At 66.3% G+C, this 21995-nt stretch carries 26 protein-coding genes and 1 pseudogene; 13 read left to right on the top strand and 14 right to left on the bottom strand.

Annotated elements, in window-relative coordinates:
- Positions 1-135: 135 nt before the first annotated feature.
- Positions 136-1080, bottom strand: coding sequence for a tRNA (adenosine(37)-N6)-dimethylallyltransferase MiaA (miaA, locus tag E0504_RS09105; protein ID WP_131623272.1), 945 nt, complete (start codon positions 1078-1080; stop codon positions 136-138).
- Between miaA and serB the strand changes: the two genes are divergently transcribed.
- Complete coding sequence (gene serB, locus E0504_RS09100) at positions 1073-1972, top strand: phosphoserine phosphatase SerB (RefSeq protein WP_207912388.1); 900 nt, start codon at positions 1073-1075, stop codon at positions 1970-1972. The genes miaA and serB overlap by 8 nt on opposite strands.
- A gap of 62 nt (positions 1973-2034) precedes the next feature.
- Complete coding sequence (locus tag E0504_RS09095) at positions 2035-2880, top strand: Coq4 family protein (protein WP_131623270.1); 846 nt, start codon at positions 2035-2037, stop codon at positions 2878-2880.
- A gap of 11 nt (positions 2881-2891) precedes the next feature.
- Here the strand turns inward: E0504_RS09095 and purL are convergent, their stop codons facing one another.
- Positions 2892-5072: a phosphoribosylformylglycinamidine synthase subunit PurL gene (purL, locus tag E0504_RS09090; RefSeq protein ID WP_131623268.1), complete on the bottom strand. Its 2181-nt coding sequence runs from the start codon at positions 5070-5072 to the stop codon at positions 2892-2894.
- A gap of 33 nt (positions 5073-5105) precedes the next feature.
- Positions 5106-5762: a hypothetical protein gene (locus E0504_RS09085; RefSeq protein WP_131623900.1), complete on the bottom strand. Its 657-nt coding sequence runs from the start codon at positions 5760-5762 to the stop codon at positions 5106-5108.
- Positions 5763-5832: 70 nt separating this feature from the next.
- On the opposite strand from E0504_RS09085, the gene E0504_RS09080 reads away from it, so the two are divergent.
- From E0504_RS09080 to queA, 5 genes are all read left to right on the top strand, one after another.
- Positions 5833-6084 carry an exodeoxyribonuclease VII small subunit gene (locus E0504_RS09080; protein WP_131623266.1) on the top strand — a complete coding sequence of 84 codons (252 nt, stop codon included), beginning with the start codon at positions 5833-5835 and terminating at the stop codon, positions 6082-6084.
- A gap of 5 nt (positions 6085-6089) precedes the next feature.
- Positions 6090-7001: a polyprenyl synthetase family protein gene (locus tag E0504_RS09075; protein WP_131623264.1), complete on the top strand. Its 912-nt coding sequence runs from the start codon at positions 6090-6092 to the stop codon at positions 6999-7001.
- On the top strand, positions 7001-7510 hold the full coding sequence (coaD, locus tag E0504_RS09070; RefSeq protein WP_131623262.1) for a pantetheine-phosphate adenylyltransferase: 510 nt from the start codon (positions 7001-7003) through the stop codon (positions 7508-7510). The genes E0504_RS09075 and coaD overlap by 1 nt, the downstream gene beginning before the upstream one ends.
- A 73-nt stretch (positions 7511-7583) precedes the next feature.
- Complete coding sequence (locus E0504_RS09065; protein WP_131623260.1) at positions 7584-8300, top strand: peptidylprolyl isomerase; 717 nt, start codon at positions 7584-7586, stop codon at positions 8298-8300.
- 23 nt (positions 8301-8323) lie between these two features.
- Positions 8324-9352, top strand: coding sequence for a tRNA preQ1(34) S-adenosylmethionine ribosyltransferase-isomerase QueA (queA, locus tag E0504_RS09060; protein WP_131623258.1), 1029 nt, complete (start codon positions 8324-8326; stop codon positions 9350-9352).
- A gap of 17 nt (positions 9353-9369) precedes the next feature.
- Here queA and E0504_RS09055 read toward each other — a convergent pair whose 3' ends face one another.
- Positions 9370-9765, bottom strand: coding sequence for a cupin domain-containing protein (locus E0504_RS09055; RefSeq protein WP_131623256.1), 396 nt, complete (start codon positions 9763-9765; stop codon positions 9370-9372).
- A gap of 27 nt (positions 9766-9792) precedes the next feature.
- Entirely contained in the window at positions 9793-10311 is a 519-nt protein-coding gene (locus E0504_RS09050) for a TetR/AcrR family transcriptional regulator (protein ID WP_131623254.1), read from the bottom strand.
- Between the two features lie 121 nt (positions 10312-10432).
- Between E0504_RS09050 and E0504_RS09045 the strand changes: the two genes are divergently transcribed.
- The 3 genes from E0504_RS09045 to E0504_RS09035 are packed head-to-tail and all read left to right on the top strand — an operon-like array spanning position 10433 to position 13597.
- Entirely contained in the window at positions 10433-11857 is a 1425-nt protein-coding gene (locus tag E0504_RS09045; protein ID WP_131623252.1) for a carotenoid oxygenase family protein, read from the top strand.
- 43 nt (positions 11858-11900) lie between these two features.
- Complete coding sequence (locus tag E0504_RS09040) at positions 11901-12836, top strand: ABC transporter ATP-binding protein (protein ID WP_131623250.1); 936 nt, start codon at positions 11901-11903, stop codon at positions 12834-12836.
- A complete protein-coding gene (locus E0504_RS09035; protein ID WP_131623248.1) occupies positions 12833-13597 on the top strand; it encodes an ABC transporter permease in 765 nt (254 codons plus the stop codon). The genes E0504_RS09040 and E0504_RS09035 overlap by 4 nt, the downstream gene beginning before the upstream one ends.
- On the opposite strand, the gene E0504_RS09030 is transcribed toward E0504_RS09035, so the two are convergent.
- Positions 13587-13832 (bottom strand): hypothetical protein, encoded by a 246-nt coding sequence (locus tag E0504_RS09030; protein WP_131623246.1) that lies wholly within the window; start codon positions 13830-13832, stop codon positions 13587-13589. The two genes, E0504_RS09035 and E0504_RS09030, sit on opposite strands and share 11 nt — an antisense overlap.
- A 39-nt stretch (positions 13833-13871) precedes the next feature.
- Between E0504_RS09030 and tgt the strand changes: the two genes are divergently transcribed.
- Both tgt and E0504_RS09020 read left to right on the top strand, forming a co-directional pair.
- The gene (gene tgt / locus E0504_RS09025) at positions 13872-15002 is read left to right on the top strand and encodes a tRNA guanosine(34) transglycosylase Tgt (RefSeq protein WP_131623244.1); all 1131 of its coding nucleotides are present in this window, start codon (positions 13872-13874) and stop codon (positions 15000-15002) included.
- 14 nt (positions 15003-15016) lie between these two features.
- Positions 15017-15685 carry an SDR family NAD(P)-dependent oxidoreductase gene (locus E0504_RS09020; RefSeq protein WP_207912387.1) on the top strand — a complete coding sequence of 223 codons (669 nt, stop codon included), beginning with the start codon at positions 15017-15019 and terminating at the stop codon, positions 15683-15685.
- A 58-nt stretch (positions 15686-15743) separates the two neighbouring features.
- Here the strand turns inward: E0504_RS09020 and rpsD are convergent, their stop codons facing one another.
- Positions 15744-16358, bottom strand: coding sequence for a 30S ribosomal protein S4 (gene rpsD, locus E0504_RS09015; RefSeq protein WP_131623240.1), 615 nt, complete (start codon positions 16356-16358; stop codon positions 15744-15746).
- 200 nt (positions 16359-16558) lie between these two features.
- On the opposite strand from rpsD, the gene E0504_RS09010 reads away from it, so the two are divergent.
- Complete coding sequence (locus E0504_RS09010) at positions 16559-16867, top strand: chorismate mutase (RefSeq protein ID WP_131623238.1); 309 nt, start codon at positions 16559-16561, stop codon at positions 16865-16867.
- Here E0504_RS09010 and E0504_RS09005 read toward each other — a convergent pair.
- The 7 genes and pseudogenes from E0504_RS09005 to E0504_RS08975 form a co-directional block, all read right to left on the bottom strand.
- Positions 16864-17571: pseudogene (locus tag E0504_RS09005) on the bottom strand (RNA methyltransferase); the annotation flags it as partial. The gene E0504_RS09010 and the pseudogene E0504_RS09005 overlap by 4 nt on opposite strands.
- A gap of 1 nt (position 17572) precedes the next feature.
- Positions 17573-18049 carry a transcriptional regulator NrdR gene (gene nrdR, locus E0504_RS09000; RefSeq protein ID WP_131623234.1) on the bottom strand — a complete coding sequence of 159 codons (477 nt, stop codon included), beginning with the start codon at positions 18047-18049 and terminating at the stop codon, positions 17573-17575.
- 15 nt (positions 18050-18064) lie between these two features.
- Positions 18065-18295 carry a hypothetical protein gene (locus E0504_RS08995; protein WP_131623233.1) on the bottom strand — a complete coding sequence of 77 codons (231 nt, stop codon included), beginning with the start codon at positions 18293-18295 and terminating at the stop codon, positions 18065-18067.
- Positions 18295-19620 (bottom strand): serine hydroxymethyltransferase, encoded by a 1326-nt coding sequence (glyA, locus tag E0504_RS08990; RefSeq protein ID WP_131623231.1) that lies wholly within the window; start codon positions 19618-19620, stop codon positions 18295-18297. The genes E0504_RS08995 and glyA overlap by 1 nt, the downstream gene beginning before the upstream one ends.
- On the bottom strand, positions 19617-20069 hold the full coding sequence (rpiB, locus tag E0504_RS08985; RefSeq protein ID WP_131623229.1) for a ribose 5-phosphate isomerase B: 453 nt from the start codon (positions 20067-20069) through the stop codon (positions 19617-19619). The genes glyA and rpiB overlap by 4 nt, the downstream gene beginning before the upstream one ends.
- Positions 20070-20142: 73 nt before the next feature.
- Positions 20143-20499 carry a response regulator gene (locus E0504_RS08980; protein ID WP_131623228.1) on the bottom strand — a complete coding sequence of 119 codons (357 nt, stop codon included), beginning with the start codon at positions 20497-20499 and terminating at the stop codon, positions 20143-20145.
- The gene (locus E0504_RS08975) at positions 20496-21947 is read right to left on the bottom strand and encodes a sensor histidine kinase (protein ID WP_207912386.1); all 1452 of its coding nucleotides are present in this window, start codon (positions 21945-21947) and stop codon (positions 20496-20498) included. Before E0504_RS08975 ends, E0504_RS08980 begins: the two co-directional genes overlap by 4 nt.
- Between the last annotated feature and the right edge of the window lie 48 nt (positions 21948-21995).

The following is a 21995-nucleotide window of genomic DNA, read 5'->3' as shown; positions in this document are numbered from 1 at the left end:
TCTGGCTCCTTCTTCCGCCGGCGGGGTAGCCGGGGCCCGAGACAAAAGCGACCCGACGCGTGGGGCGCGCGCCGGGCCTTTTCTCTATGCGAGACAAGCTGGGCTTAACGACATAATCTTAGGTGTCAAGCCACATCAGCGCAATAATGATGCAAACGAGACCTCCTCGTCGAAAGGTTCTTCTTCGATGCGCGGCCAGTGCGGCGGGGGCTGGGCGCGCAGCCAGGTGAACTGGCGGCGGACGTACTGCCATGTCGCCCGCTGCCCGCGCAGTTCCGCTTCCTCGCGTGACCACACCCCGCCAAGCCAGCCGGCGATCTCCGGCACCCCGATGGCGCGCATCACCGGCAAGTCGGGTGACAGACCCCGGTCGAGCAAGGCGCGCACTTCCTCGACCGCGCCTTCATCGAGCATGCGGGTAAACCGCGCCTCGGTGCGCTCGCGCAAGGTGGACAGCGGGGGGCGAAGGATGACCGGATGCAGCGTCACTTCGTTATCGATCCCGCTGCCGTTGGCCTGCTGCCAGTACGCCAGCGGCAGTCCGGTGGAGCGGACGACCTCCAGAGCGCGGGCGATCCGCAACTTGTCGTTCCGGTGGAGGATGGCCGCGCGCTGCGGATCTTCCAGGGAGAGCGCGGCGTAGGCGTCGCCCGGCGCCAGGGCGCGCACCGCTTCCCGCACGGCCGGATCGATGACGGGCACCTTGGCAATACCGTCGATCAGCGTGCGCAGGTACAGTCCCGTGCCGCCGACCAGGATCGGGACCGCTCCGGCGGCGTGGGCGCGGGCGATCTCCTGCCGCGCGGCCTGCGCCCAGTCCGCCGCTGAACAGGCCTGCGCGCCGTCCCAGGTGCCGAACAGGCGATGGTCGATGCCTTGCATCTCGTCCTCGCTGGGGCGGGCAGAGAGCACGCGCAGGTCGGCATAGACCTGTGCGCTGTCGGCATTGATCACGATGCCCGTGCGGCCGCGCGCCTTCAGCGCCAGCGCCAGTCTGACGGCCAGATCGCTCTTGCCGCTGGCGGTGGGCCCTGCGATGAGCGCCACCGCTGGCTTTTCCGGAGATGTCCTGGTGCTCATCGCGCGGCTGATAGCAGACCCGGCCGTGCTCGAAAGAGGCGGGCTGGAGGCGCGGCTGGACGCCGCCAGCGCGGCGCTGGAGGCGGAAGGGCTGCGGATCGCGGCTGCGGCGATGCTCGATTTCTGCGGCGACACGCTGCAGATCGCGCTGCCGGACGGCGACCCGGCGGTGCTGCGGCGGGTGCTGGACGAACATTTCTCCCCCGCCGATTTGCTGGTCTCCACCCGCGAGATCGAGGTGCCGCGCCTGTTCGTGTCGGACATGGATTCCACGGTCATCGAGCAGGAATGCATCGACGAACTGGCCGACTTCGCCGGTTTGAAAGAGCAAGTTTCGGCCATCACCGAGCGGGCGATGGAGGGTGAGCTCGATTTCGTGAGCGCGCTGACAGAGCGGGTGAAGCTGCTGGCCGGCCTTGGCGAGGATACGGTCGCCACTTGCCTTGCGGAACGGATCCGGCCCACGGCAGGCGCGCGCACGTTGATCGCGACCCTCAAGGCGCGCGGGTGTCACACGGTGCTGGTGACCGGCGGCTTTCATCACTTTGCCGATCCGGTGGCGGAGCAGATCGGGTTCGATCACGTCGTCGCCAATCGCCTCGGCGTGTCGGGCGGCAAGCTGACGGGCGCGCTGGTCGGCGGCATCACCGACAGCGCGGTCAAGCGGCAGGTCCTGCTCGACGAGGCGGCGCGGCTGGGGGACGATGTCGCGACGCTGGCCATCGGCGACGGGGCCAACGACGTGCCGATGTTGCAGGCGGCGACCTGGGGGATCGCCTACCGCGCGAAGCCCAAGGCACGCGACGCGGCGGACGGCTGGATCGACCGCGGCGACCTCACCGCCGTGCTCGACCTGCTGGGCATTCCCCGCGAGGACTGGGTCGCGGGGTGAAACCGCTTCCCAGAGCGGAGCATTAAAGCTATATTGACACCGATGTCAGTAGAGGCCCTGCAATGACCGACCTCCAGCCGATCCCGCCCGCCGATCCGAACCTTGCCTGCGCGGCTGACGGAACCGTGTTCCGCAACCCCGCGCGCACGATGCCCAAGCGCGACGTGGGCAAGGCCATCGCCAAGTTCCGCGAGCTGATCAGGGACAAGGAGAACACCAAGCTGGTGTTCGAGATCTACGAGGCGTTGCCGTCGAAATCATTCATGCCGCGCGCGCGCGCCGCAACCTTGAGCGAGCACGGTCAGGCCTTGCGCGAGGCGGAGCCGTTCCTGCCGCCGATGCTCGATGACCATGCCGAACTGCGCAAGCTGCCCAAGGGTTCGGTCGCGCATGCCTATTGCGATTTCATGGAGAGCGAGGGGCTGTCGGCCGCCGGGCTGGTCGCCGAATCGGAGAAGATGGGGCGTCCCAAGTACGGCGACCTGATAGAATGGTATGGCTTTCGCCAGCGCGACACCCACGATCTGATGCACATCCTCACCGGTTACGGTCGCGACGCGCTGGGCGAACAGTGCGTGTTGCTGTTCACTCACGGACAGCAGCCTGCTGCCGGCCACTTGCTGCTCGGCTATGCAGGCGCGTTCAACATCACCAAGCAGGTCAAGAGCAAGGCGCCCGTGTGGCGCGCCGTTCGCGAGGCGCATCGCCGGGGCAAGAGCTGCCCGCCGCTGGTCGAAATGTCGATCCGTGAGCTGCTGGCGATGGACCTGGCCGATGCCCGTGCGAAGTTCGGCATCGGTGAGCCCACGTGGTACCGCCGCTGTCACCAGGTGTGGCAGAGCGAGGGCGTGAACCCCTACGACCTGCTCGGCAAGGCTGAGGCGGTAGAGGAAAAGCGCGCTGCCTGAACGGGCGGGAGTTAGCTTTCCATCCAGTCGCGGAAGAAACTGTCGCTGGCTTCGCGAAGATCCGCCAGCGCGACCGACTGCCCGCCGATCACCAGCGCATCGCCGCCGGTGGTGCCGATCCGTTCGAACGGCACCTGGCCGCGGTCCAGCTCCACGCCCGGGGTGACCGTCACGAGATAGCGGGCCTGCCCTTCATTGAAGGCGAACTCGCTGGTCATCGCGTCAACCTGCGCGCCAATGCCGCTGGCCAGCGCCATCTCCGCCAGCGCGACCAGCAGGCCGCCGTCACTGATGTCGTGAACCGCGGTCACCTTGCCATCAGCAATCAACCGGCGGACGATCTCGCCATTAAGCCGCTCGTCGGCCAGGTCGACCTGCGGCGGCTCGCCGTCCTCGCGGCCGTGAATCTCGCGTAGCCACAGCGATTGGCCAAGCTCCGGGTAGTGCGCACCGATCGCCAGGATCGTGTGACCCTCCGCCTTGAAAGCGACGGTGGCCATCTGCGCGTAGTCGGCGATCACCCCGACGCCTCCGATCGCGGGGGTGGGCAGGATCGCGCTGCCGCCGCCGGTCGCCTTGCTTTCGTTGTACAGGCTGACGTTGCCGCTCACGATCGGGAAGTCGAGCGCGCGGCAGGCATCGCCCATGCCGTCGAGACATCCGGTGAGCTGCGCCATGATCTCGGGCCGCTGGGGATTGGCGAAGTTGAGGCAATTGGTCACCGCCAGGGGCCGCGCGCCGACCGCGCACAGGTTGCGCCATGCCTCGGCAATCGCCTGCTTGCCGCCTTCATAGGGGTCGGCATAGCAATAGCGCGGGGTGCAATCGGTGGTCATCGCCAGCGCCTTGCGCGTCCCGTGGACCCGTACCACCGCGGCGTCGCCGCCCGATAGCTGGAGCGTATCAGCGCCGACCTGGCTGTCGTATTGCTCCCAGATCCACTGGCGCGAGGCGAGGTCGGGTGAGGCCATCAGCTTGAGCAGATCGGCTCCCAGATCGGTGCTCGCCGGCACCTCGCCCAGCGGCGCGACCTTGGCCCACGCCTTGTAGTCCTCGCGGCCCATCGCCGGCCGGTCGTAGAGCGGCGCATCGGCAGCAAGCGGACCGAGGGGGATGTCGCACACCACCTCGCCTTCGAATTCCAGCACCATGTGCCCGGTATCGGTCACCTCGCCGATCACCGCGAAGTCCAGCTCCCACTTGCGGAAGATGGCTTCGGCCTCCGCCTCGCGTCCCGGCTTCAGCACCATGAGCATCCGCTCCTGGCTTTCCGACAGCATCATCTCGTACGGGGTCATGCCGTCTTCGCGGCAGGGAACGTTGTCCATCACCAGCCGGATGCCGGCCTTGCCATTGGTCGCCATCTCGACGCTGGAGGAGGTGAGGCCCGCCGCGCCCATGTCCTGGATTGCCACGATCATGTCGGTCGCCATCAGTTCGAGGCACGCCTCGATCAGCAGCTTTTCGGTGAACGGATCGCCGACCTGCACGGTGGGACGCTTGGCATCGGCATCGTCGCCGAAGTCCGCGCTCGCCATGGTGGCGCCGTGGATGCCGTCGCGCCCGGTCTTGGACCCGACATACACGATCGGATTGCCGACGCCGGTTGCCGCCGAATAGAAGATGCGGTCGGCATCGGCGACGCCCACCGTCATCGCGTTGACCAGGATGTTGCCGTCGTAGGCGCGGTGGAAGTTGGTCTCCCCGCCGACGGTCGGCACGCCGACGCAGTTGCCGTAGCCGCCGATGCCGGCGACCACGCCCTTCACCAGATGCTTCATCTTGGGGTGGTCGGGCCGGCCGAAGCGCAAGGCATTCATGTTGGCGACGGGCCGCGCGCCCATCGTGAACACGTCGCGCAGGATGCCGCCAACGCCCGTGCCGGCACCCTGGTACGGCTCGATGTACGAAGGGTGGTTGTGGCTCTCCATCTTGAAGATGGCAGCCTGCCCGTCACCGATGTCGATCACGCCGGCGTTCTCGCCCGGGCCGCAGATCACCCACGGCGCCTTGGTCGGCAGCTTCTTGAGGTGGATGCGCGACGATTTGTAGCTGCAATGCTCCGACCACATGACCGAGAAGATGCCCAGCTCCACCAGATTGGGCTCGCGTCCCAGCGCGTGGAGGACGCGTTCGTATTCTTCGGGGCTGAGGCCGTGGGCCTCGACGACTTCGGGCGTGATTTCCGGCATGGCCGCGCCCTTAGCGGCGGGGGAGGCCAGCCGCTAGCCCCGCATGGATATGCGCCGGCGAGTCATCCCCAGCCACCAGGCCGAAAGCGTCGCCAGGCCATAGGCGAAAAAGGCTAGGATGCTGGTGCCGGGCGTCACCTCGGTAGGCTCGGGCCCGAACCAGTTGGTCGCCTGCAACGCCAGCAGCACCAGTCCCAGCACGATCGGCGGGAGCGCCGGGCCGCGGGTGCGCGACAGGTAGTATGCCAGCGCGCCGAACGTCAGCGCCAGTTCCAGCGGCATCGCAATGGCGGGGTAGTTCCACAGGCCAAGCCCCAGCGGCGGCGGTGCGCCAGCGATCGTCAGGTCCGGGCGATGCACCAGCAGGTCGAGCAGCCAGTGGCTCAGCACGACCATCCCGGCCAGCAGCGCGAACCGGAAATCCCGCCGCCACAGCCACACGATCAGCGCAAAGCCTGCCGCCCAGGCCGCACTGCCCAGCAGGCTGTGCGTATACGGCATGTCATACAGGTCCATCGGGTTCATCGCGGTGATGCCCGGCGCCACGCGCATGTGTTCCGTCCCGGTAAGGAGAAAGGCGAAGAACGCCCAGTCCACCAGCTGCGCCGCCACGAACAGGGTGCCCAGCCGCGGTTGGCGCCGGCTGACGACTGCTGCCGCCAAAGCCGGCGCCCAATGGCCGATGAACATCGCCGCAAATCTCCCCTTGATCCCCGCGGCCAGCTTGACCGGGCGGGGGCGGACCGTCAATGGATGGCGCATGGCCGACACCGTTCCCGATATCGCCGCGATGACCTTCGAGGATGCCTTGCGATCGCTGGAAGACGTGGTCCGGCGGCTGGAAAGCGGCGAGGTGCCGCTCGACGAGTCGATCACGCTGTACGAGCGGGGCGAGGCGCTGCGCGCGCACTGCCAGGCGCGACTGGATGCAGCGCAGGCGCGGATCGAGAAGATCGTCGCCGGCCCTACCGGCCAGGCAAACCACTCCGTGCCGTTTGACAGCGATGACTGATCTTCATGACTGACGATCTTTCGTCAGGCGACGCCTTGCTGAGCGACGCGCTCGCCCGCATCCAGCGCGAGGTCGACGCTGCCATGGCTGGCTTCCTGCCGGTGCCCGACGACGCGCGCGCCCCGTTGGTGGAGGCGATGCGCTATGCCGCGATCGGCGGGGGCAAGCGCGTGCGTCCGCTGCTAACGGTCGCCACCGCCAGCATGTACGCGGTGAGCCGCGATGCGGCGGTGCGGACCGGCTGCGCAGTCGAAGCGATCCATGTCTATTCACTCGTGCACGACGACTTGCCGTGCATGGACGACGATGAAACCCGCCACGGCAAGCCGACCCTGCACAAGGCTTACGACGAAGCGACGGCGGTGCTGGCCGGAGATTCACTCCACGCGCTGGCGTTCGAGATCCTCTCCATGCCGGAAACCGCCGGTGATCCGTTCGTCCGTGCCGAACTGACCGCCGCGCTTGCGGCAGCGAGTGGGTGGAACGGCATGGCCGGCGGGCAGATGATGGACATGGCGGCCAGCGCCGGCGACTATGATCTGCCGACGATCACGCGGCTCCAGCAGCTCAAGACCGGGGCCCTGCTGGGCGCGGCCGTGGAGATGGGCGCCATTCTGGGCCGGGTCCCGGAAGAGGGGCGGGGCCACCTGCGTGCCTATGCGCGCGACATCGGCCTCGCGTTCCAGATCGCCGACGACCTGCTCGACATCGAAGGTGACGAGCAAGCGGCGGGCAAGGCGCTGCGCAAGGACGAGAGCGCGGGCAAGGCGACGTTCGTATCGTTGATGGGGGTGGAAGCGGCCCGGATGCAGGCGCGGGCGCTCGTCGATCAGGCGGTCGGCCATCTGGCGGCGCATGGCGACGAAGCCGACCTGCTGCGCTCGCTGGCGCGGTTCATCGTGGAAAGGGACCGGTAATGGCTGAACGCATCGGCATTTATCCCGGCACCTTCGATCCCATCACGCTGGGCCACATGGACATCATCGAGCGCGGCTCGAAGCTGGTCGACCGGCTGATCATCGGGGTCACCACCAACATCGCCAAGTCGCCGATGTTCTCGGATGACGAGCGGATCGCGATCGTGAAGCGCGAACTTGCCGGGGTGGGCGGCAATATCACCGTGGTCGGTTTCAATTCGCTGCTGATGGATTTCGCCGAGGCGCAGGGCGCCTCCGTGATCATCCGCGGGATCCGCGGCGTCACCGATTTCGAATACGAATATCAGCTCACCGGCATGAACCGTCAGCTCAACGACCGGATCGAGACGATCTTCCTGATGGCAGATGTCAGCCTGCAGCCGATCGCCAGCCGGCTGGTCAAGGAAATCGCGCTGTACGGCGGCGACATTTCCAAGTTCGTCACCCCTGCCATTCGTACCGATGTGATGGCGAAAGTCGATCAGGTCGGCCGCCGGGGCGCGGGCTAACCATTCATTGAACCGACAGTCGGTGCCCGCTACAGCGCGCGGCGACGGACGATCACTTCTGGACGGGAATTACATGCTGAACCGCCTGCTCGCTGCCGGAGCGCTGTGCGCGCTGGCGCTCGCCTCTGCCGCTTCCGCGCAAGACGAGGCTGCGGCACCAGTTGCCGCCACTGAATCGGTGGCTGCCGCGGCGGAGGCTCCGGCCGCGCCGCGGGTGTACGCTCCGGTCGATTTCAACATCGCCAACGATCCCGAGAACATCCTCCTGCTCGACCTGTCGAACGGGCAGCGCGTGGCCATTCGCCTGATGCCGAGCTGGGCGCCCAATCACGTGGAGCGGATCAAGACCCTGACGCGCGAGGGGTTCTACAACGGGGTGAAATTCCACCGCGTGATCGAAGGCTTCATGGCGCAGACCGGCGATCCCACCGGCACCGGACGCGGCGGATCTTCGTTGCCCGACCTCAAGGCAGAGTTCAATCCGATGCCGCACCTGCGCGGGACCATCTCGATGGCCCACGCGGCGAGCGACGATTCGGCAAACAGCCAGTTCTTCATCACGTTTTATCCCCGCTTCAGCCTCGACCGGAAATACACCAATTTCGGACGGGTCATCGCCGGGATGGATGCCGTCGACGCGATCAACCGGGGCGAGCCGCCGGCTGAGCCTACCGTGGTGCTGCAAGCCTCCATCGCCGCGGACGGAAAGCCGCAGGCGGTGGCGCCGCCGGCGCCCGCGATCGAATCCCCGGTCAGCGTTGACGAGCTGAACGCGCCGCTGACGCAGTAAGCGGGCGCGCAGGCGGGAATCCGATGCGCGTAGACCTGTTCGATTTCGAATTGCCGCCCGAACTGATCGCGCTGCGGCCGGCCGCGCCGCGCGACGCGGCACGTCTGCTGGTGGTGCAGGGCGCAGAAGCGTTCGCCGACCGCATTGTGCGCGATTTGCCGACGTTGCTCAATCCGGGCGATGTGCTGGTGTTCAACGACACCCGCGTGATCCCGGCGCAACTGGAAGGCCGCCGGGGCGAGGCGCGGATCGGCGCGACGCTGCACAAGCGGATCGACCTCAGGCGGTGGCAGGCGTTCGTGCGCAACGCCAAGCGCCTGCGCGAGGGCGACACGGTGGTGTTCGGCGCGGACGTCGCCGCCGTGGCCGAAGCGCGCCATCCCGATGGTTCCTGGACCCTGGCGTTTGCCGGCGACGAGCCGGTCGAGGTCCTGCTTGAGCGGGCGGGCCGGATGCCGCTGCCGCCCTACATCGCCGGCAAGCGCCCGACGGACCAACGCGACAGAAGCGACTACCAGACGATGTTCGCCGCGCGCGACGGGGCGGTGGCGGCGCCGACCGCCGCGCTCCACTTCACGCCGGAACTGATAGCCGCGCTGGAGGCGGCTGGCGTGGCGCGCGAAATCCTCACGCTGCATGTCGGCGCGGGCACATTCCTCCCGGTCAAGGCCGACGACACCGATGACCACGCCATGCACGCGGAGTGGGGCCGGATCGATGCGCCGACCGCGGCGCGCCTGAACGCCGCGCGAGAGGCGGGGGGCAGGGTGATTGCGGTCGGCACCACATCGCTCCGCCTGCTCGAAAGTGCCACCGGCCAGGACGGCATCATCCGCGATTTTGCGGGCGACACCTCCATCTTCATCACCCCCGGCTATCGATTCAGAGCCGTGGATGGGCTGATGACCAACTTCCACCTGCCGAAATCGACCCTGTTCATGCTTGTATCGGCGCTGATGGGCCGCGAGCGGATGCAGGCGGTCTATGCCCGCGCGATCGAGAGCGGATATCGCTTTTACAGCTATGGGGATTCGTCGCTGCTGCTCCCCTGATTACGCGGGGGATGCCGCTACTCGGTCGTCTTGCCGTCGAAATGCTCGTGGGCCGACTTCGCCTCGTCCGGGGTCCGGTGAACGGTGCCGTCGATATGTTCGGGCGGGCCGTAGATCGTGTACATCTTGAGCGGCTCGCTGCCGGTGCAGCGCACGTTGTGCCGCGCGCCCTGCGGCACGATCACCGCATCGTCGGCTTTGACGCGGTAGGTGGTGTCATCGACCATCACCTCTCCCTCGCCGGCTTCGAAGCGGAAGAACTGGTCGCGGTCCTCGTGCACTTCGGCGCCGATTTCCTCGCCCGGCGGGATGCTCATCAGCACCAGCTGGATATTGTGCCCCGTGTACAGGACGCGGCGGAAGTCCGTGTTGCCCTCGGTCGCGCTCTCGATGTCGCCGTGATAGCCCTTCATTCGCTGCTCCTTGGATATCTGGTGAACTTACGCCCGGTCAAACGCGCCGTTCCCCAGATCCAGGAAGGATCCGGGGCAGATCAATTGCTCGATCAGCGCATCATCCGCGGGCAGCCGCTTGTCGAGCATCAGCATGGCAATTCCGTGACCGAGCGACCACGCCTGGAGGGCAAGCCGGCCTGCCGCGGCGCCATCCCCGCCGCACAGTTCGGCCGTGGTTTCGTGCAACAGCGCGGATGCGGGGTCGGACTTGTCCCCAGATGGTTCACCATGGGCAAAGATCAGTCGGAACAGCGCGGGGTGGGCCAAGGCAAACCGCACGTAAGCGCGGCCGATCTCCACGAAACCCGCTGGACCGCCGCCCGCCGCATCGTGCGCGCTGCGCTGCGCGGCACCCAGCAGCGCCAATCCCTCGCGCGCCAGAGCGGCCAGCAGCGCGTCCTTGTTGGGGAAGTGCCGGTAAACCGCCGTTGGCGAAACCCCCACTGTGCGCGCCAGTTCGCGCAGCGACAGATCGAGCCCGTCCGGCCCCTCGAGCGACTTCATCCCCGCAGCGATCAGCGCATCGCGCAGAGATCCGTGATGATAAGTCGATTCAGATGTTGACACTGTTTACATAGCCGGTAAGTTGACGCTGTTCACATTGAGCTAGGCCGAGGAGTCGACAATGGCAAGCGTGCTGGAGAAAACCATTCGCGGAGCGGTGACCGCAGGCGTGACAGGCCTTGCCGGGCTCAACCGCAAGCGGCTGAGCGATGACAGCCCATTCCTGAGCGGCCTGCATACGCCGATGGCGGACGAGGTGACGCTGACGGATCTGGCGGTAAGCGGACGCATTCCGCCGGAACTCGACGGCCGCTATGTCCGCATCGGGCCCAATCCGCATTTCGCCGATGGCAAGGGACATCACTGGTTCACAGGCGACGGCATGGTCCACGGGATCAAGCTGAAGGATGGCCGGGCCGAATGGTACCGCAACCGCTACATCCGCTCGAACGCGTTGCAGGAAGCGGGCGGTCCTTCAGCCGCGCCGGGCCCGCGGCGCGGGATGAGCGACACGGTCAACACCAACGTGATCCAGGTCGCCGGTAAGACACTGGCGCTGGTAGAGGCGGGATCATATCCCGCCGAGCTGAGCGACGAGCTTGAAACGATTGCGTACAGCGACTTCGGCGGCGGGCTCGCCGGTTCGTTCACTGCGCACCCGCACCACGATCCGGTCACGGGCGAGTTCCACGCGATCTGTTACGACGCCGCGGCGCCCAACCGGGTCACCCACGTCGCGCTCGATGCCCAAGGCACGGTTATGCGCGAACTGCCAATTGCCGTTCGCAACGGACCCTCGATCCACGACTGCGCGCTGACCGCGCATTATGTGGTGATCTTCGACCTGCCCGTGACGTTCTCAATGAAAGCGCTGCTGAGTGGGCACAAGTTCCCCTACCGCTGGAACCGCGAGCACCGCGCGCGCGTCGGTCTGGTGCGCCGCGATGGCGGTCCGACGAGCGTGACATGGCACGATGTCGATCCCGCTTACGTCTTTCACGTCGCCAACAGCTATGAAGATGAGCAGGGCCGAGTGGTGATCGACGCCTGCGCTTACGAGACCATGTTCGATGGCGACGGCGGCGGTCCAGCGGGACGCAACCTGGGGCTGGAGCGCTGGACCGTCGATCCGTCGGGCGGCGCCGTGACGCGGGTTACCCTGGATGCGACCCCGCAAGAGTTCCCGCGGCCGGACGAACGGTACTTCGCGCAGCCGTACCGCTATGCCTGGGCGACCGGACTGCCAGAGAAGGAAAGCGCGGACTTCGTCGGTCCGGCACCGCTGATCCGGCACGATCTGCAGGCAGGGACGCAGATCGAGCGCCAATTCGGACCGCACGCGGTGCTGGGCGAGTTCGTGTTCGTCCCCCGGCACGCCGACGCGCCGGAGGGTGAAGGTTGGGTGATGGGCTACATCATCGACCGGGACAGCGAGACCACCGACCTCGCGATCCTCGACGCTGCCACCTTGGAGGACGTCGCACGGGTCCGTGTGCCGCACATCATTCCGCCGGGCTTCCACGGGAATTGGCTGCCGGCAGCGTAGACTGGTTGCGCCCGGCGCGGCGGGCGGCAATGGTCGGTGGCGAATGGAAACGATTCTCGACATCGCCGGGCTGACCAAGGTCTATCCCAGCGGGCTCAAGGCACTCGACGGGGTGGATCTGCAAATCCGGCGCGGGGAAATCTTCGCGCTGCTGGGGCCCAACGGCGCCGGCAAGACGACGCTGATCGGCGCAGTCTGCGGGCTGGTGCGGGTGACCGAGGGGCGCATTACCGCCTTCGGCCAGGACCTGTCACAGCATTGGCGGCACGCGCGCAAGCGGATCGGGTTGGTGCCGCAGGAACTCGGCTTCGACATGTTCGATACCGTTGAGCGGCAGGTCGCCTATTCGCGCGGACTCTTCGGATCGCCGCCGGACCCCGCCCGGATCGAAGAGGTGCTGCGCTCGCTCAGCCTGTGGGACAAGCGCAAGGAGCAGATCCGCGCCCTGTCCGGCGGCATGAAACGCCGCGTATTGATCGCCAAGGCGTTGAGCCACGATCCCGAACTGCTGTTCCTGGACGAGCCGACCGCCGGCGTGGATGTGGAACTGCGGCGCGACATGTGGCGGCAGATCGATCGCCTGCGTGACCAGGGCGTCACCGTGATCCTGACGACTCACTACATCGAGGAGGCGGAGGAGATGGCCGACCGGGTTGGGGTGATCAATCAGGGGCGGCTGCTGCTGGTCGACGACAAAGCCGCGATCATGGCCCGGCTCGGCCGTACCGAGGCGCGTTTCCGCCTCGCGACACCCTTGAGCGCGGTGCCGGACAGTTTGTGCGCTTACCCGCTGCATCTGGAGGACGACGGCCTCACGCTCGCCTATCGCGGCGGCGACGGGGCGGGGAAAGGCAAGGCGGAGATCGCCGCGGTCGCGCAGGCGCTGCCGCAGCAAGGGATCGCCTACACCGCGCTCGATCAGAAGGAGTCGAGCCTGGAGGACATCTTCGTCGGTCTGGTCGAGGAGGGCGCGGCATGATCAACTGGCGCTCCACTTATGCGATCTATCGCAACGAACTTATGCGTTTCATGCGTACCGTGTTCGGTTCGCTGGTCTCGCCGGTGCTCACGACCAGCCTCTATTTCATCGTCTTCGGCGCGGCGATCGGCGGGCAGATGAACGATGTCGGCGGAGTGGATTACGGCGCCTTCATCGTGCCCGGCCTGCTGATGCTGACGCTGCTGTCCGAAAGCACCAGCAACGCGAGCTTCGGGATTTACATGCCCCGCTTCACCGGCGCGATCTACGAATTGCTCTCGGCTCCGGTGGGCGTGGCCGAGACGTTGCTGGGATTTGTCGGCGCGGCCGCGACCAAGAGCCTGATCCTGGCTGCCGTGATCCTGCTGACGGCGACGCTGTTCGTCGACTACACGATCGCGCACCCGTTCTTCGCGCTGCTGTTCATCCTGCTGGTATCGGCAAGCTTCTCCTTGCTGGGATTCATCCTGGGTGTGTGGGCCGAAGGGTTCGAGAAGCTACAGATGGTGCCGCTGCTGATCCTGACGCCGCTGACGTTCCTGGGCGGCACGTTCTATTCGATCGACATGCTGGCCGAGCCGTGGCGCACGATCGCGCTGGGCAATCCCATCGTCTATCTGGTGAACGGTCTGCGGTGGACGTTCTATGGCAAGGCGGATGTAAGCATCGGCGTATCGCTCGGGCTGACGCTGGCATTCCTGGCGATCTGCATTACGATCATCGCGTGGATTTTCCGCTCTGGCTGGCGGCTCAGGAGTTGACGAAGTCGGCGCTTTCCAGCCGGGTGTCCTTGTAGGCGACGAAACGGCGGGTCATCCGTTCGAAAAACCCGGCGCCGATGCGTTCCGCGAAACGCTGCGCCTGTTCGATGTCGGAGTACCACTTGCCGGTGCGTGTCGGGGTGACGAAGCGATATTTGGTCATTGTACCGGAATAATGATGTTCGCCCGACGCGGTTCCAATGTTGCGCTTGGTTAGCATAACCAGCCGCTCCACGGGCTGGCGGCTTCCCGGATGAGAGGCTAGGCGCACGTCATGACGCCCCGTTTCCAGTTCAAGATCGACGCCACCGATGGCGCCGCGCGTACCGGCGTGATCGCCATGCGCCGCGGCGAGATTCGTACGCCTGCCTTCATGCCGGTGGGTACCGCCGCCACGGTAAAGGCGATGAAGCCGGACAGCGTCCGCGCCACCGGTGCCGACATCCTGCTCGGCAATACCTATCACCTGATGCTGCGGCCGGGCGCGGAGCGGGTCGCGCGGCTGGGCGGCCTTCATCGGTTTATGAACTGGCCGCGCTCGATCCTGACGGATAGCGGCGGCTATCAGGTCATGAGCCTCGCTAGCCTGCGCAAGCTGACCGAGGAGGGCGTGTCGTTCTCCAGCCATATCGACGGGTCCAAGCACCTGCTGACGCCCGAACGATCGATGGAGATCCAGCGTCTGCTGGGTAGCGACATCGTCATGGCGTTCGACGAATGCCCGCGCACCGATCGTCCGTTCGCCGAGATCGAGGCGAGCATGGAGATGTCGATGCGCTGGGCCAGGCGCAGCCGCGACGCCTTCGATGCAGGGGGCGAGCACGCGGACAACGCCGCGCTGTTCGGCATCCAGCAGGGGGCGCTCGACGAGGGTCTTCGCGCTCGGTCGGCCGGCGCGCTGCGCGAGATCGGCTTCGATGGCTACGCCATCGGCGGGCTGGCCGTGGGCGAGGGGCAGGAGGCGATGTTCGCCACCCTCGATTTCGCGCCCGGGCAGTTGCCGCATGATGCGCCGCGTTACCTGATGGGGGTTGGCAAGCCCGACGATCTGGTGGGCGCGGTGCTGCGCGGCGTGGACATGTTCGATTGCGTCCTGCCAACCCGATCGGGCCGCAATGGGCAGGCGTTTACCTGGGCTGGCCCGGTCAACCTGCGCAACGCGCGTCATGCAGAGGATGCCGAGCCGCTCGACCCGCGCTGCTCGTGCGAGGTGTGCGGCCGTTACAGCCGCGCCTATCTCCATCACCTGATCAAGGCTGGCGAGATGCTGGGCGCGATGCTGCTGACGGAGCACAACCTGTCGTTCTACCAGGAGCTGATGCAAGCCATGCGAAGCGCGATCGCCGAGGGGCGGATGACCGCCTTCGCGAGCGCCTTTCTCGCTGAATACGGCGCGAAAGGATGACGTGGTCTCGCGCCGTGGTGATTGGCGCGAGCGGAGGCATCGGCAGCGCGCTGGCAGCCGAACTGGACAAGCGTGGTTGCGTGGTCGTGGGCCTGTCGCGCAGCGGCCCGGAAGACAGGTACATCGATATCGAAGACGAACAGTCGATCGCGCGGGCGGCTGAGCGGGTTGCGGCGGGCGGGGCGGCCGACCTGGTGATTGTCGCCAGCGGTGCGCTCTCGCTAGGCGGCAAGGGGCCGGAGAAAAGCTGGGCTGCGCTGGATGCAGACTACCTCGCCCGGCTGTTTGCGGTGAACGCCACCGGGCCCGCGCTGGTCGCCAAACACTTTCTGCCGCTGTTGCCCCGGCAAGGCCGCAGCGCGTTCGCGGTTCTCGGCGCCCGCGTCGGCAGTATCGGCGATAACCGGCTGGGCGGGTGGTACGGCTATCGCGCGTCGAAGGCCGCGCTGGTGCAGCTCGTCCGCACGCTGGCGGTGGAACTTGCCCGCAACAGGCCCGATGCGCTGTGCGTCACGCTCCATCCCGGGACTGTCGCCACCCCCTTGAGCGCGAGGTTTGCCGCCGGCCGGGAAACCTTTGCCCCTGATGAGGCCGCGCACCATCTGCTCGCAGTCCTCGACCGTCTCACGCCCGCCAGCAGCGGCCGTCATTTCGCGTGGGATGGGGCGGAGATCGCCCCCTGAAACGCAAAAGGGCGGCCCCGCGGGACCGCCCTTTCGTATCATTCCGAACGATCGGCGATCAGCGCGAGTAGAACTCGACCACCAGGTTCGGTTCCATCGTCACCGGGTAAGGCACTTCGTCCAGCGTGGGCACGCGGGTGAAGGTGATCTTGTCGGTGCCGTCGGGGCTGACGTAATCGGGGATGTCACGCTCGGGCAGGCTCTGCGCTTCGATGACCAGAGCCATCTCCTTGGCCTTGTCGCCCAGGCTGATGACGTCGCCCGCGGCGATGCGGCGGCTGGCGATGTTGCACTTCACGCCGTTGACGCGGATGTGACCGTGGCTGACGATCTGGCGCGCGGCGAAGATCGTCGGCGCGAACTTCGCGCGATACACCACCATGTCCAGCCGGCGCTCGAGCAAGCCGATCAGGTTCTGGCCGGTGTCGCCCTTCATGCGGCTGGCTTCGGCGTAAGTCGACTTGAACTGCTTCTCCGTCACGTCGCCATAGTAGCCCTTGAGCTTCTGCTTGGCGCGCAGCTGGAGGCCGAAGTCGCTGGTCTTGCCCTTGCGGCGCTGACCATGCTGGCCGGGGCCATACGAGCGGCGATTGACGGGAGAACTGGGACGCCCCCAGATGTTCTCGCCCATCCGGCGGTCGAGTTTGTGCTTGGCGCTCTTGCGCTTCGACATGGTGTCGTTCCTTCAATTTGCAGGACCGCCCTAACGGCGGCCGTTTAACCCGGCATCGCCCGGCGGACCAAATATGTCCGCCGCGATCTCCGCTTCACCGGGATACGGGATCAAATGCGAAGCGCGCCCCTAGCAGGAACCGCGCCAAGGTCAAGGTCGCGCTCTCGACAAACGCGTGCCGAACGGCCAACGCGCGCGCCATGACCGAAATCGTTTCACCTGACGATTGCCAGACCATGCGCGAAGTTCGCGCGGGCGTGGACCAGACCGACCGCGAGCTGATCGATTTGCTGGAGCGCCGCTTTGGCTACATGCGCGCCGCGGCTCGGATCAAGCAAGACCGGGCGTCGGTCCGCGACGAAGGGCGAAAGGCTGCGGTGATCGCCGCTGCGGCCGACCGGGCGGCCGCGGCGGGCCTTCCGCGCGACAGGATCGCGGAACTGTGGGACCAACTGGTCGAGGCATCGATCGCCTACGAACTGATCGAGTGGGACCGTCTGCGCAGTTAGTACCGATCGGGCTTGGCCAGGTGGCTGAGCACCCCGCGGACGGTGCGGACCTCCAAGTGATTCCACGCGGGCTTGGTCAGCAGGCTCCGCAAGGTGCGCCGGGTATGTTGCCTGCGGTCTTCCGGCCGGAAGAACCCTTTTGGCTCAAGCATCGTCTCGAGCTGGGCGATCATCCCCTCCAATTCGACCTGCGGGGCTGGGGGCAGTAGCTCCTCCTCGGTCGGTGAGCTGAGCGCCTGGGATTTTGACCATTCATAAGCGACGAGGATGACCGCCTGCGCCAGGTTCAGGGAGCCGAATTCGGGATTGATCGGCACCGTCAGGATCGCGCGGGCGAGGGCAACGTCATCGGTCTCCAGCCCCGATCGCTCGGGCCCGAACAGGATCGCGCTGCGGCCGATCTGCGAATGGATTTCACGCGCGGCTGCCTCGGGCGTCACCACCGGCTTGGTGACCCCGCGCTTGCGCACCGTGGTCGCATACACGTGCGCGCAGTCAGCGACCGCATCGGCGGTGGTCGCGAAGACTTGTGCCTTTTCAAGCACGATGTCCGCGCCGGATGCCGCAGGCCCGGCCGAGGGGTTGGGCCAGCCATCGCGCGGCTCGACCAGGCGCAGTTCGGTAAGCCCGAAGTTGAGCATCGCCCGCGCCGCCTTGCCGATGTTCTCGCCTAGCTGGGGGCGCACTAGCACGATGACCGGGGCATCAGCCACCGCCGATGTCCCGTACGCTGCTGGCGAACTGTTCGAAATCGCGCGCTTCGCTGAAGTCGCGGTACACGCTGGCGAAGCGGATGTAGGCGACGCTGTCGAGTTGGCGCAGCCCCTCCATCACCAGTTCGCCGATTCGCGCCGATGGCACCTCGCTCTCGCCGGACGTTTCGACCTGGCGCTGGATGCCGCTGATCAGCTGGTCGAGTCGTTCCTGCTCCAGCCCGCGCTTCCGCACCGCGAGCGCGATCGACTGTTCGAGCTTCGCGCGGTCGAACGGCTCACGCCGCCTTTCCAGACCATTGGCGCCTGATTTCACCACCACCACTTCGCGCAGCTGGACCCGTTCGAAGGTGGTGAACCGCGCGCCGCAGCGTTCACACTGGCGGCGGCGGCGGATCGCGGTGCTGTCCTCGGTCGGGCGGCTGTCCTTGACCTGCGAATCGTCGTGGGCGCAGAACGGGCAGCGCATCCGGCCTGGCGCGCCTTACTTCTTGACGCGGTTGTAGAGCGCGATGCCCGCGCCGGCGACCAGTCCCACCGGCAGCGACACGAACGGCAGCAGCACGCCCGCCACCGCGCCGATCGCGGCGCCCGCCAGCACCGGCTTGGTCGACGGGTGATGCATACCTTCCTTGGCCATGCCGCTGACTTCGGTCTTCACATCCGCGACCCAGTCCTGGCCCCCGCCGTTGTTGTTGCTGTTCTGGTCCATCATCAATTCCTTCCGGGATACACGGGAAATGCTTCGCACAGTTCGCTGACGCGGCGGCGAACGCTTTGTTCCACCTGGGCATCGCCGTCAGGTCCATTGCGCGACATCCCATCGACGACTTCGGCGATCAGCCCGCCGATCGTGCGGAATTCCTCCGGTCCGAAACCACGGGTGGTTCCTGCCGGGGTGCCGAGGCGGATCCCGCTGGTCACGAACGGACTGCGCGTATCGTAGGGAATGCCGTTCTTGTTGCAGGTGAGGTAGGCGCGGTCCAGGCCATGCTCGGCCGCCTTGCCGGTCACGTCCTTGGGCGTCAGGTCGACCAGCATCGAATGATTGTCGGTGCCGCCCGACACCACCCGCAGCCCGCCGGCCTCGACGCCCGCTGCCAAGGCACGCGCGTTCTCCACGATCCGCTGCGCGTACTCGGCGAAATCCGGCCGCAGCGCTTCACCGAATGCCACCGCCTTGCCGGCGACAACATGCATCAGCGGACCGCCCTGCAGGCCCGGAAACACCGCCATGTTGAGCGGCTTGGACAGCGCCTCGTCATTCCACAGGATCACGCCGGAGCGCGGACCGCGCAGGCTCTTGTGCGTCGTCGTCGTCGTCACGTGCGCGTGCGGCACGGGGGAGGGGTGGGCGCCGCCGGCCACCAGGCCCGCGATGTGGCTCATGTCGACCAGCAGGTACGCGCCCACCTCGTCGGCGATGCGGCGGAAGCCTTCCCAGTCCCATACTCGCGAATACGCGGTGCCGCCGGCGATGATCAGCTTGGGCTGGTTCGCGAGCGCGGTGGCGCGGACCTCGTCCATGTCGATCCGCTCATCTTCGCGGCGCACGCCATAGCTGACCGGATTGAACCACTTGCCGCTCATGTTGACCGGCGAACCGTGCGTCAGGTGACCGCCCGAGTTGAGGTCGAGGCCCATGAACGTATCGCCCGGTTGCAGCAGCGCCAGGAATACCGCCTGGTTCATCTGGCTGCCGCTGTTGGGCTGAACATTGGCGAACGCGCATCCGAACAATTGCTTGGCCCGCTCGATCGCGAGGTTCTCGATCACGTCGGCATGTTCGCAGCCGCCGTAATACCGCTTGCCCGGATACCCTTCGGCATATTTGTTGGTGAAGACCGATCCGGTCGCTTCCAGGACCGCGCGGCTGGTGATGTTCTCGCTGGCGATCAGTTCGATGCGGGTCCGCTGCCGCTCCAGCTCATCGCGCACCGCAGCCGCGATCTCCGGATCCGCGGCCTCGAGATCATCCCCCCAGAAGCGGTCGAGGGCATCGGTGGAAGTCTGACGGTCGATGGTGGCTGCGGGATTCATGCCGGCTCCTGGAACGGGGGCGGGTTGGAAAGCTTGTCGACCCGGCGCTGGTGTCGTCCGCCACCGAATTCGGTGCCGATGAACGCGCCGACGCACGCCTTGGCCATGTCGATTCCCGTGAGACGAGCGCCGAGCGCGATCACGTTGGCATCATTGTGCTCGCGCGCCAGGGCCGCCGAAAGCGGCTCCGACACCAGCGCGCAGCGTACCAAGGGGTGGCGGTTGACCGAGATCGATATGCCGATGCCCGATCCGCACAAGGCTACGCCAAGACCGGCAGTGCCATCCGCTACAACCTCGGCCAAACGATAACCGAAATCGGGATAATCGACGCTGTCGTGGCTGTCGGGGCCGAGGTCCGCGACCTCGTGGCCTTCGTCGATCAGCCACTCGCGCAGGGCGGCCTTGAGGTCGACCGCAGCATGATCGGAAGCAATGGCGATGCGCATGGCGGCGCACATAGGCGCTCGGCAGGCGGATCGCTACCTCAAAGCAGAGCTGTCCCCCGCCAAACGCAGCGCCTCATTCTGCGCGAGCGGTTGCCAAAGCGTTCACCACGGCAGCGATGTCATATGGCTTCGTCAACGTCGGGACGTTCGCATATTCCGCCGGGTTCAGCGTGTCGCCGTATCCCGACGCAAACACGAATGGAACCGAACGGCGAGCCAGGATCTGCGCGACCGAGTAGCTCTTTTCGCCGTGGACGTTGATGTCGAGGATCGCTGCATCGAACGACCGCGCGTCCAGCAGCTCATGCGCACGCTGGATCGACCCGGCGACTTCCGGCTGCGCGCCCGCGTCCTCAAGCTGTTCTTCCAGCGCCATCGCAATGATCGGCTCGTCCTCGACAACGAGGATCTTCAAACCGGCCAGACTCATCGGCTACGCCCTTCAATTCGCATTACAAAATGGCACTGCAGGCCATCGGGGTGGAAGTCGAGCGTTACCTTGTTCTCGCCTTCCGCCGATAGGCCCCGTTCGATAAGCCGCGTGCCAAACCCGCGCCTGGTAGGTTGCGCGACCGTTGGCCCACCTGACTCCCGCCAGTCGATCGTCAGCACGCATGCATCCTGTTCAGGCTCGGTGGTCCAGTCGACGGTCACCTGGCCGTCATCAGCCGACAGCGCGCCGTACTTGATCGCATTCGTACTCAGCTCGTGCAGGACCATGGCCAGCGACACCCCGGTTTGCGGGGTGAGCGTCATGTCGGGCCCGGACAGGGTGAACCGGCTGATGTCGGTCCCCACGGTCGCCTCCACCGCGCTGCGGACGGTGTCCGCCAGCTGCGCCGGTTCCCAGTTGCGCTCGGTCAACAAGCTGTGTGCGGCGGCCAGGGCTTTCAGCCGGGCATCGAATGCGTGCAGCGCCTCGTTCCCGTTCTCAAGCTTGCGAAAGGACTGCGCAGCCAGACCCTGCACGATGGCGAGGGTGTTCTTCACGCGGTGATTGAGTTCGTTGATCAGCAGCTTTTGCGCTTCCTCGGCTGCGACCTCCTCGGTGACATCATGGCCCTGCACCAGGATCGCTTCGACCTGGCCGTTGCCCATGATCGGCTGGTACGCGAAGTTGAGGAAGCGGGACGAAAGCTCTTCGGACCCCTCGGTTCGCAACAGGACCTCAGCCCGTTCCCCCAGATACGTCTTCCGCTCCGCGCGTACCTTGTCGAGGATGCCGACGAAGCCTTGGTCCGCGACTTCCGGCAGCGCATCGAGAACTGATTTGCCGATGATTTCGCGTCCACCGACGAGCCTGTGATAGGCGGCATTCGCCATCAGGAACACGTGCCTGGACCCGGCAAGAACCGCCACAAAGCCGGGCGCTTGTTCAAAATAGGCCCGGAACCGGTCCCGCTCCTTGGCCAGGTCGAGATTGCGCGCCTGGATCGCTCCGGCCCGCTCGAAGACACCGGCTTCATCCCGCAATCGCCGCAGCCCGTGAAGCTCGGTGACGTCTACCGTATGCTGCAGGATATAGCGGACAGTGCCCGCATCGTCGTGGACGGGCGTGTGAGTCGCGCTCCAGAACCGGGTGTCCAATTCGCCCGACGTGTTGGCGATGTCGTAGCGGATCAGCGCCAGCTCATCGACTTCGCCGGTCCGCAGCACCCGCGAGAAAGAGCTTTCCAGCGATCGGTGGCTTTCGCTTGCGGGGTCGCTGGGAAATGCCTGGAACATTCCCTGGCCAAGAATGTCTTCTCGCTGCCGACCCGTCGCTGCAAGATAGGCGTCGTTCATCCATACGATCGTCAGGTCGCGATCGATCAGGACGTAAGGATTGGGCGACTTCGCCAGCAGGGCGGCGAAGTCAATCGGCAGGTCCGCGTTCATGACCCGGCATCCTTGCACACGGAACCTACGCGCACGTAAGCCTCCCGC

The organism is Parafrankia sp. BMG5.11 (assembly GCF_004337455.1).
The sequence above is the reverse complement of the archived record's forward strand: the minus strand, read 5'-3'. Positions and strand labels throughout refer to the sequence as shown.

Bases quoted from the DNA above. Each gene is read 5' to 3' on its own strand.
- coaD (WP_131623262.1), top strand. From the start codon at position 7,001: ATGGCTGAACGCATCGGCATTTATCCCGGCACCTTCGATCCCATCACG.
- E0504_RS09065 (WP_131623260.1), top strand. From the start codon at position 7,584: ATGCTGAACCGCCTGCTCGCTGCCGGAGCGCTGTGCGCGCTGGCGCTC.
- E0504_RS09075 (WP_131623264.1), top strand. From the start codon at position 6,090: ATGACTGACGATCTTTCGTCAGGCGACGCCTTGCTGAGCGACGCGCTC.
- E0504_RS09085 (WP_131623900.1), bottom strand. From the start codon at position 5,762: ATGTTCATCGGCCATTGGGCGCCGGCTTTGGCGGCAGCAGTCGTCAGC.
- E0504_RS09080 (WP_131623266.1), top strand. From the start codon at position 5,833: ATGGCCGACACCGTTCCCGATATCGCCGCGATGACCTTCGAGGATGCC.
- E0504_RS09040 (WP_131623250.1), top strand. From the start codon at position 11,901: ATGGAAACGATTCTCGACATCGCCGGGCTGACCAAGGTCTATCCCAGC.
- purL (WP_131623268.1), bottom strand. From the start codon at position 5,072: ATGCCGGAAATCACGCCCGAAGTCGTCGAGGCCCACGGCCTCAGCCCC.
- E0504_RS08980 (WP_131623228.1), bottom strand. From the start codon at position 20,499: ATGAGTCTGGCCGGTTTGAAGATCCTCGTTGTCGAGGACGAGCCGATC.
- glyA (WP_131623231.1), bottom strand. From the start codon at position 19,620: ATGAATCCCGCAGCCACCATCGACCGTCAGACTTCCACCGATGCCCTC.
- E0504_RS09010 (WP_131623238.1), top strand. From the start codon at position 16,559: ATGACCGAAATCGTTTCACCTGACGATTGCCAGACCATGCGCGAAGTT.
- E0504_RS08995 (WP_131623233.1), bottom strand. From the start codon at position 18,295: ATGATGGACCAGAACAGCAACAACAACGGCGGGGGCCAGGACTGGGTC.
- rpiB (WP_131623229.1), bottom strand. From the start codon at position 20,069: ATGCGCATCGCCATTGCTTCCGATCATGCTGCGGTCGACCTCAAGGCC.
- tgt (WP_131623244.1), top strand. From the start codon at position 13,872: ATGACGCCCCGTTTCCAGTTCAAGATCGACGCCACCGATGGCGCCGCG.
- E0504_RS08975 (WP_207912386.1), bottom strand. From the start codon at position 21,947: ATGAACGCGGACCTGCCGATTGACTTCGCCGCCCTGCTGGCGAAGTCG.
- queA (WP_131623258.1), top strand. From the start codon at position 8,324: ATGCGCGTAGACCTGTTCGATTTCGAATTGCCGCCCGAACTGATCGCG.
- E0504_RS09035 (WP_131623248.1), top strand. From the start codon at position 12,833: ATGATCAACTGGCGCTCCACTTATGCGATCTATCGCAACGAACTTATG.
- nrdR (WP_131623234.1), bottom strand. From the start codon at position 18,049: ATGCGCTGCCCGTTCTGCGCCCACGACGATTCGCAGGTCAAGGACAGC.
- E0504_RS09050 (WP_131623254.1), bottom strand. From the start codon at position 10,311: ATGAAGTCGCTCGAGGGGCCGGACGGGCTCGATCTGTCGCTGCGCGAA.
- miaA (WP_131623272.1), bottom strand. From the start codon at position 1,080: ATGAGCACCAGGACATCTCCGGAAAAGCCAGCGGTGGCGCTCATCGCA.
- E0504_RS09045 (WP_131623252.1), top strand. From the start codon at position 10,433: ATGGCAAGCGTGCTGGAGAAAACCATTCGCGGAGCGGTGACCGCAGGC.
- E0504_RS09055 (WP_131623256.1), bottom strand. From the start codon at position 9,765: ATGAAGGGCTATCACGGCGACATCGAGAGCGCGACCGAGGGCAACACG.
- rpsD (WP_131623240.1), bottom strand. From the start codon at position 16,358: ATGTCGAAGCGCAAGAGCGCCAAGCACAAACTCGACCGCCGGATGGGC.
- E0504_RS09095 (WP_131623270.1), top strand. From the start codon at position 2,035: ATGACCGACCTCCAGCCGATCCCGCCCGCCGATCCGAACCTTGCCTGC.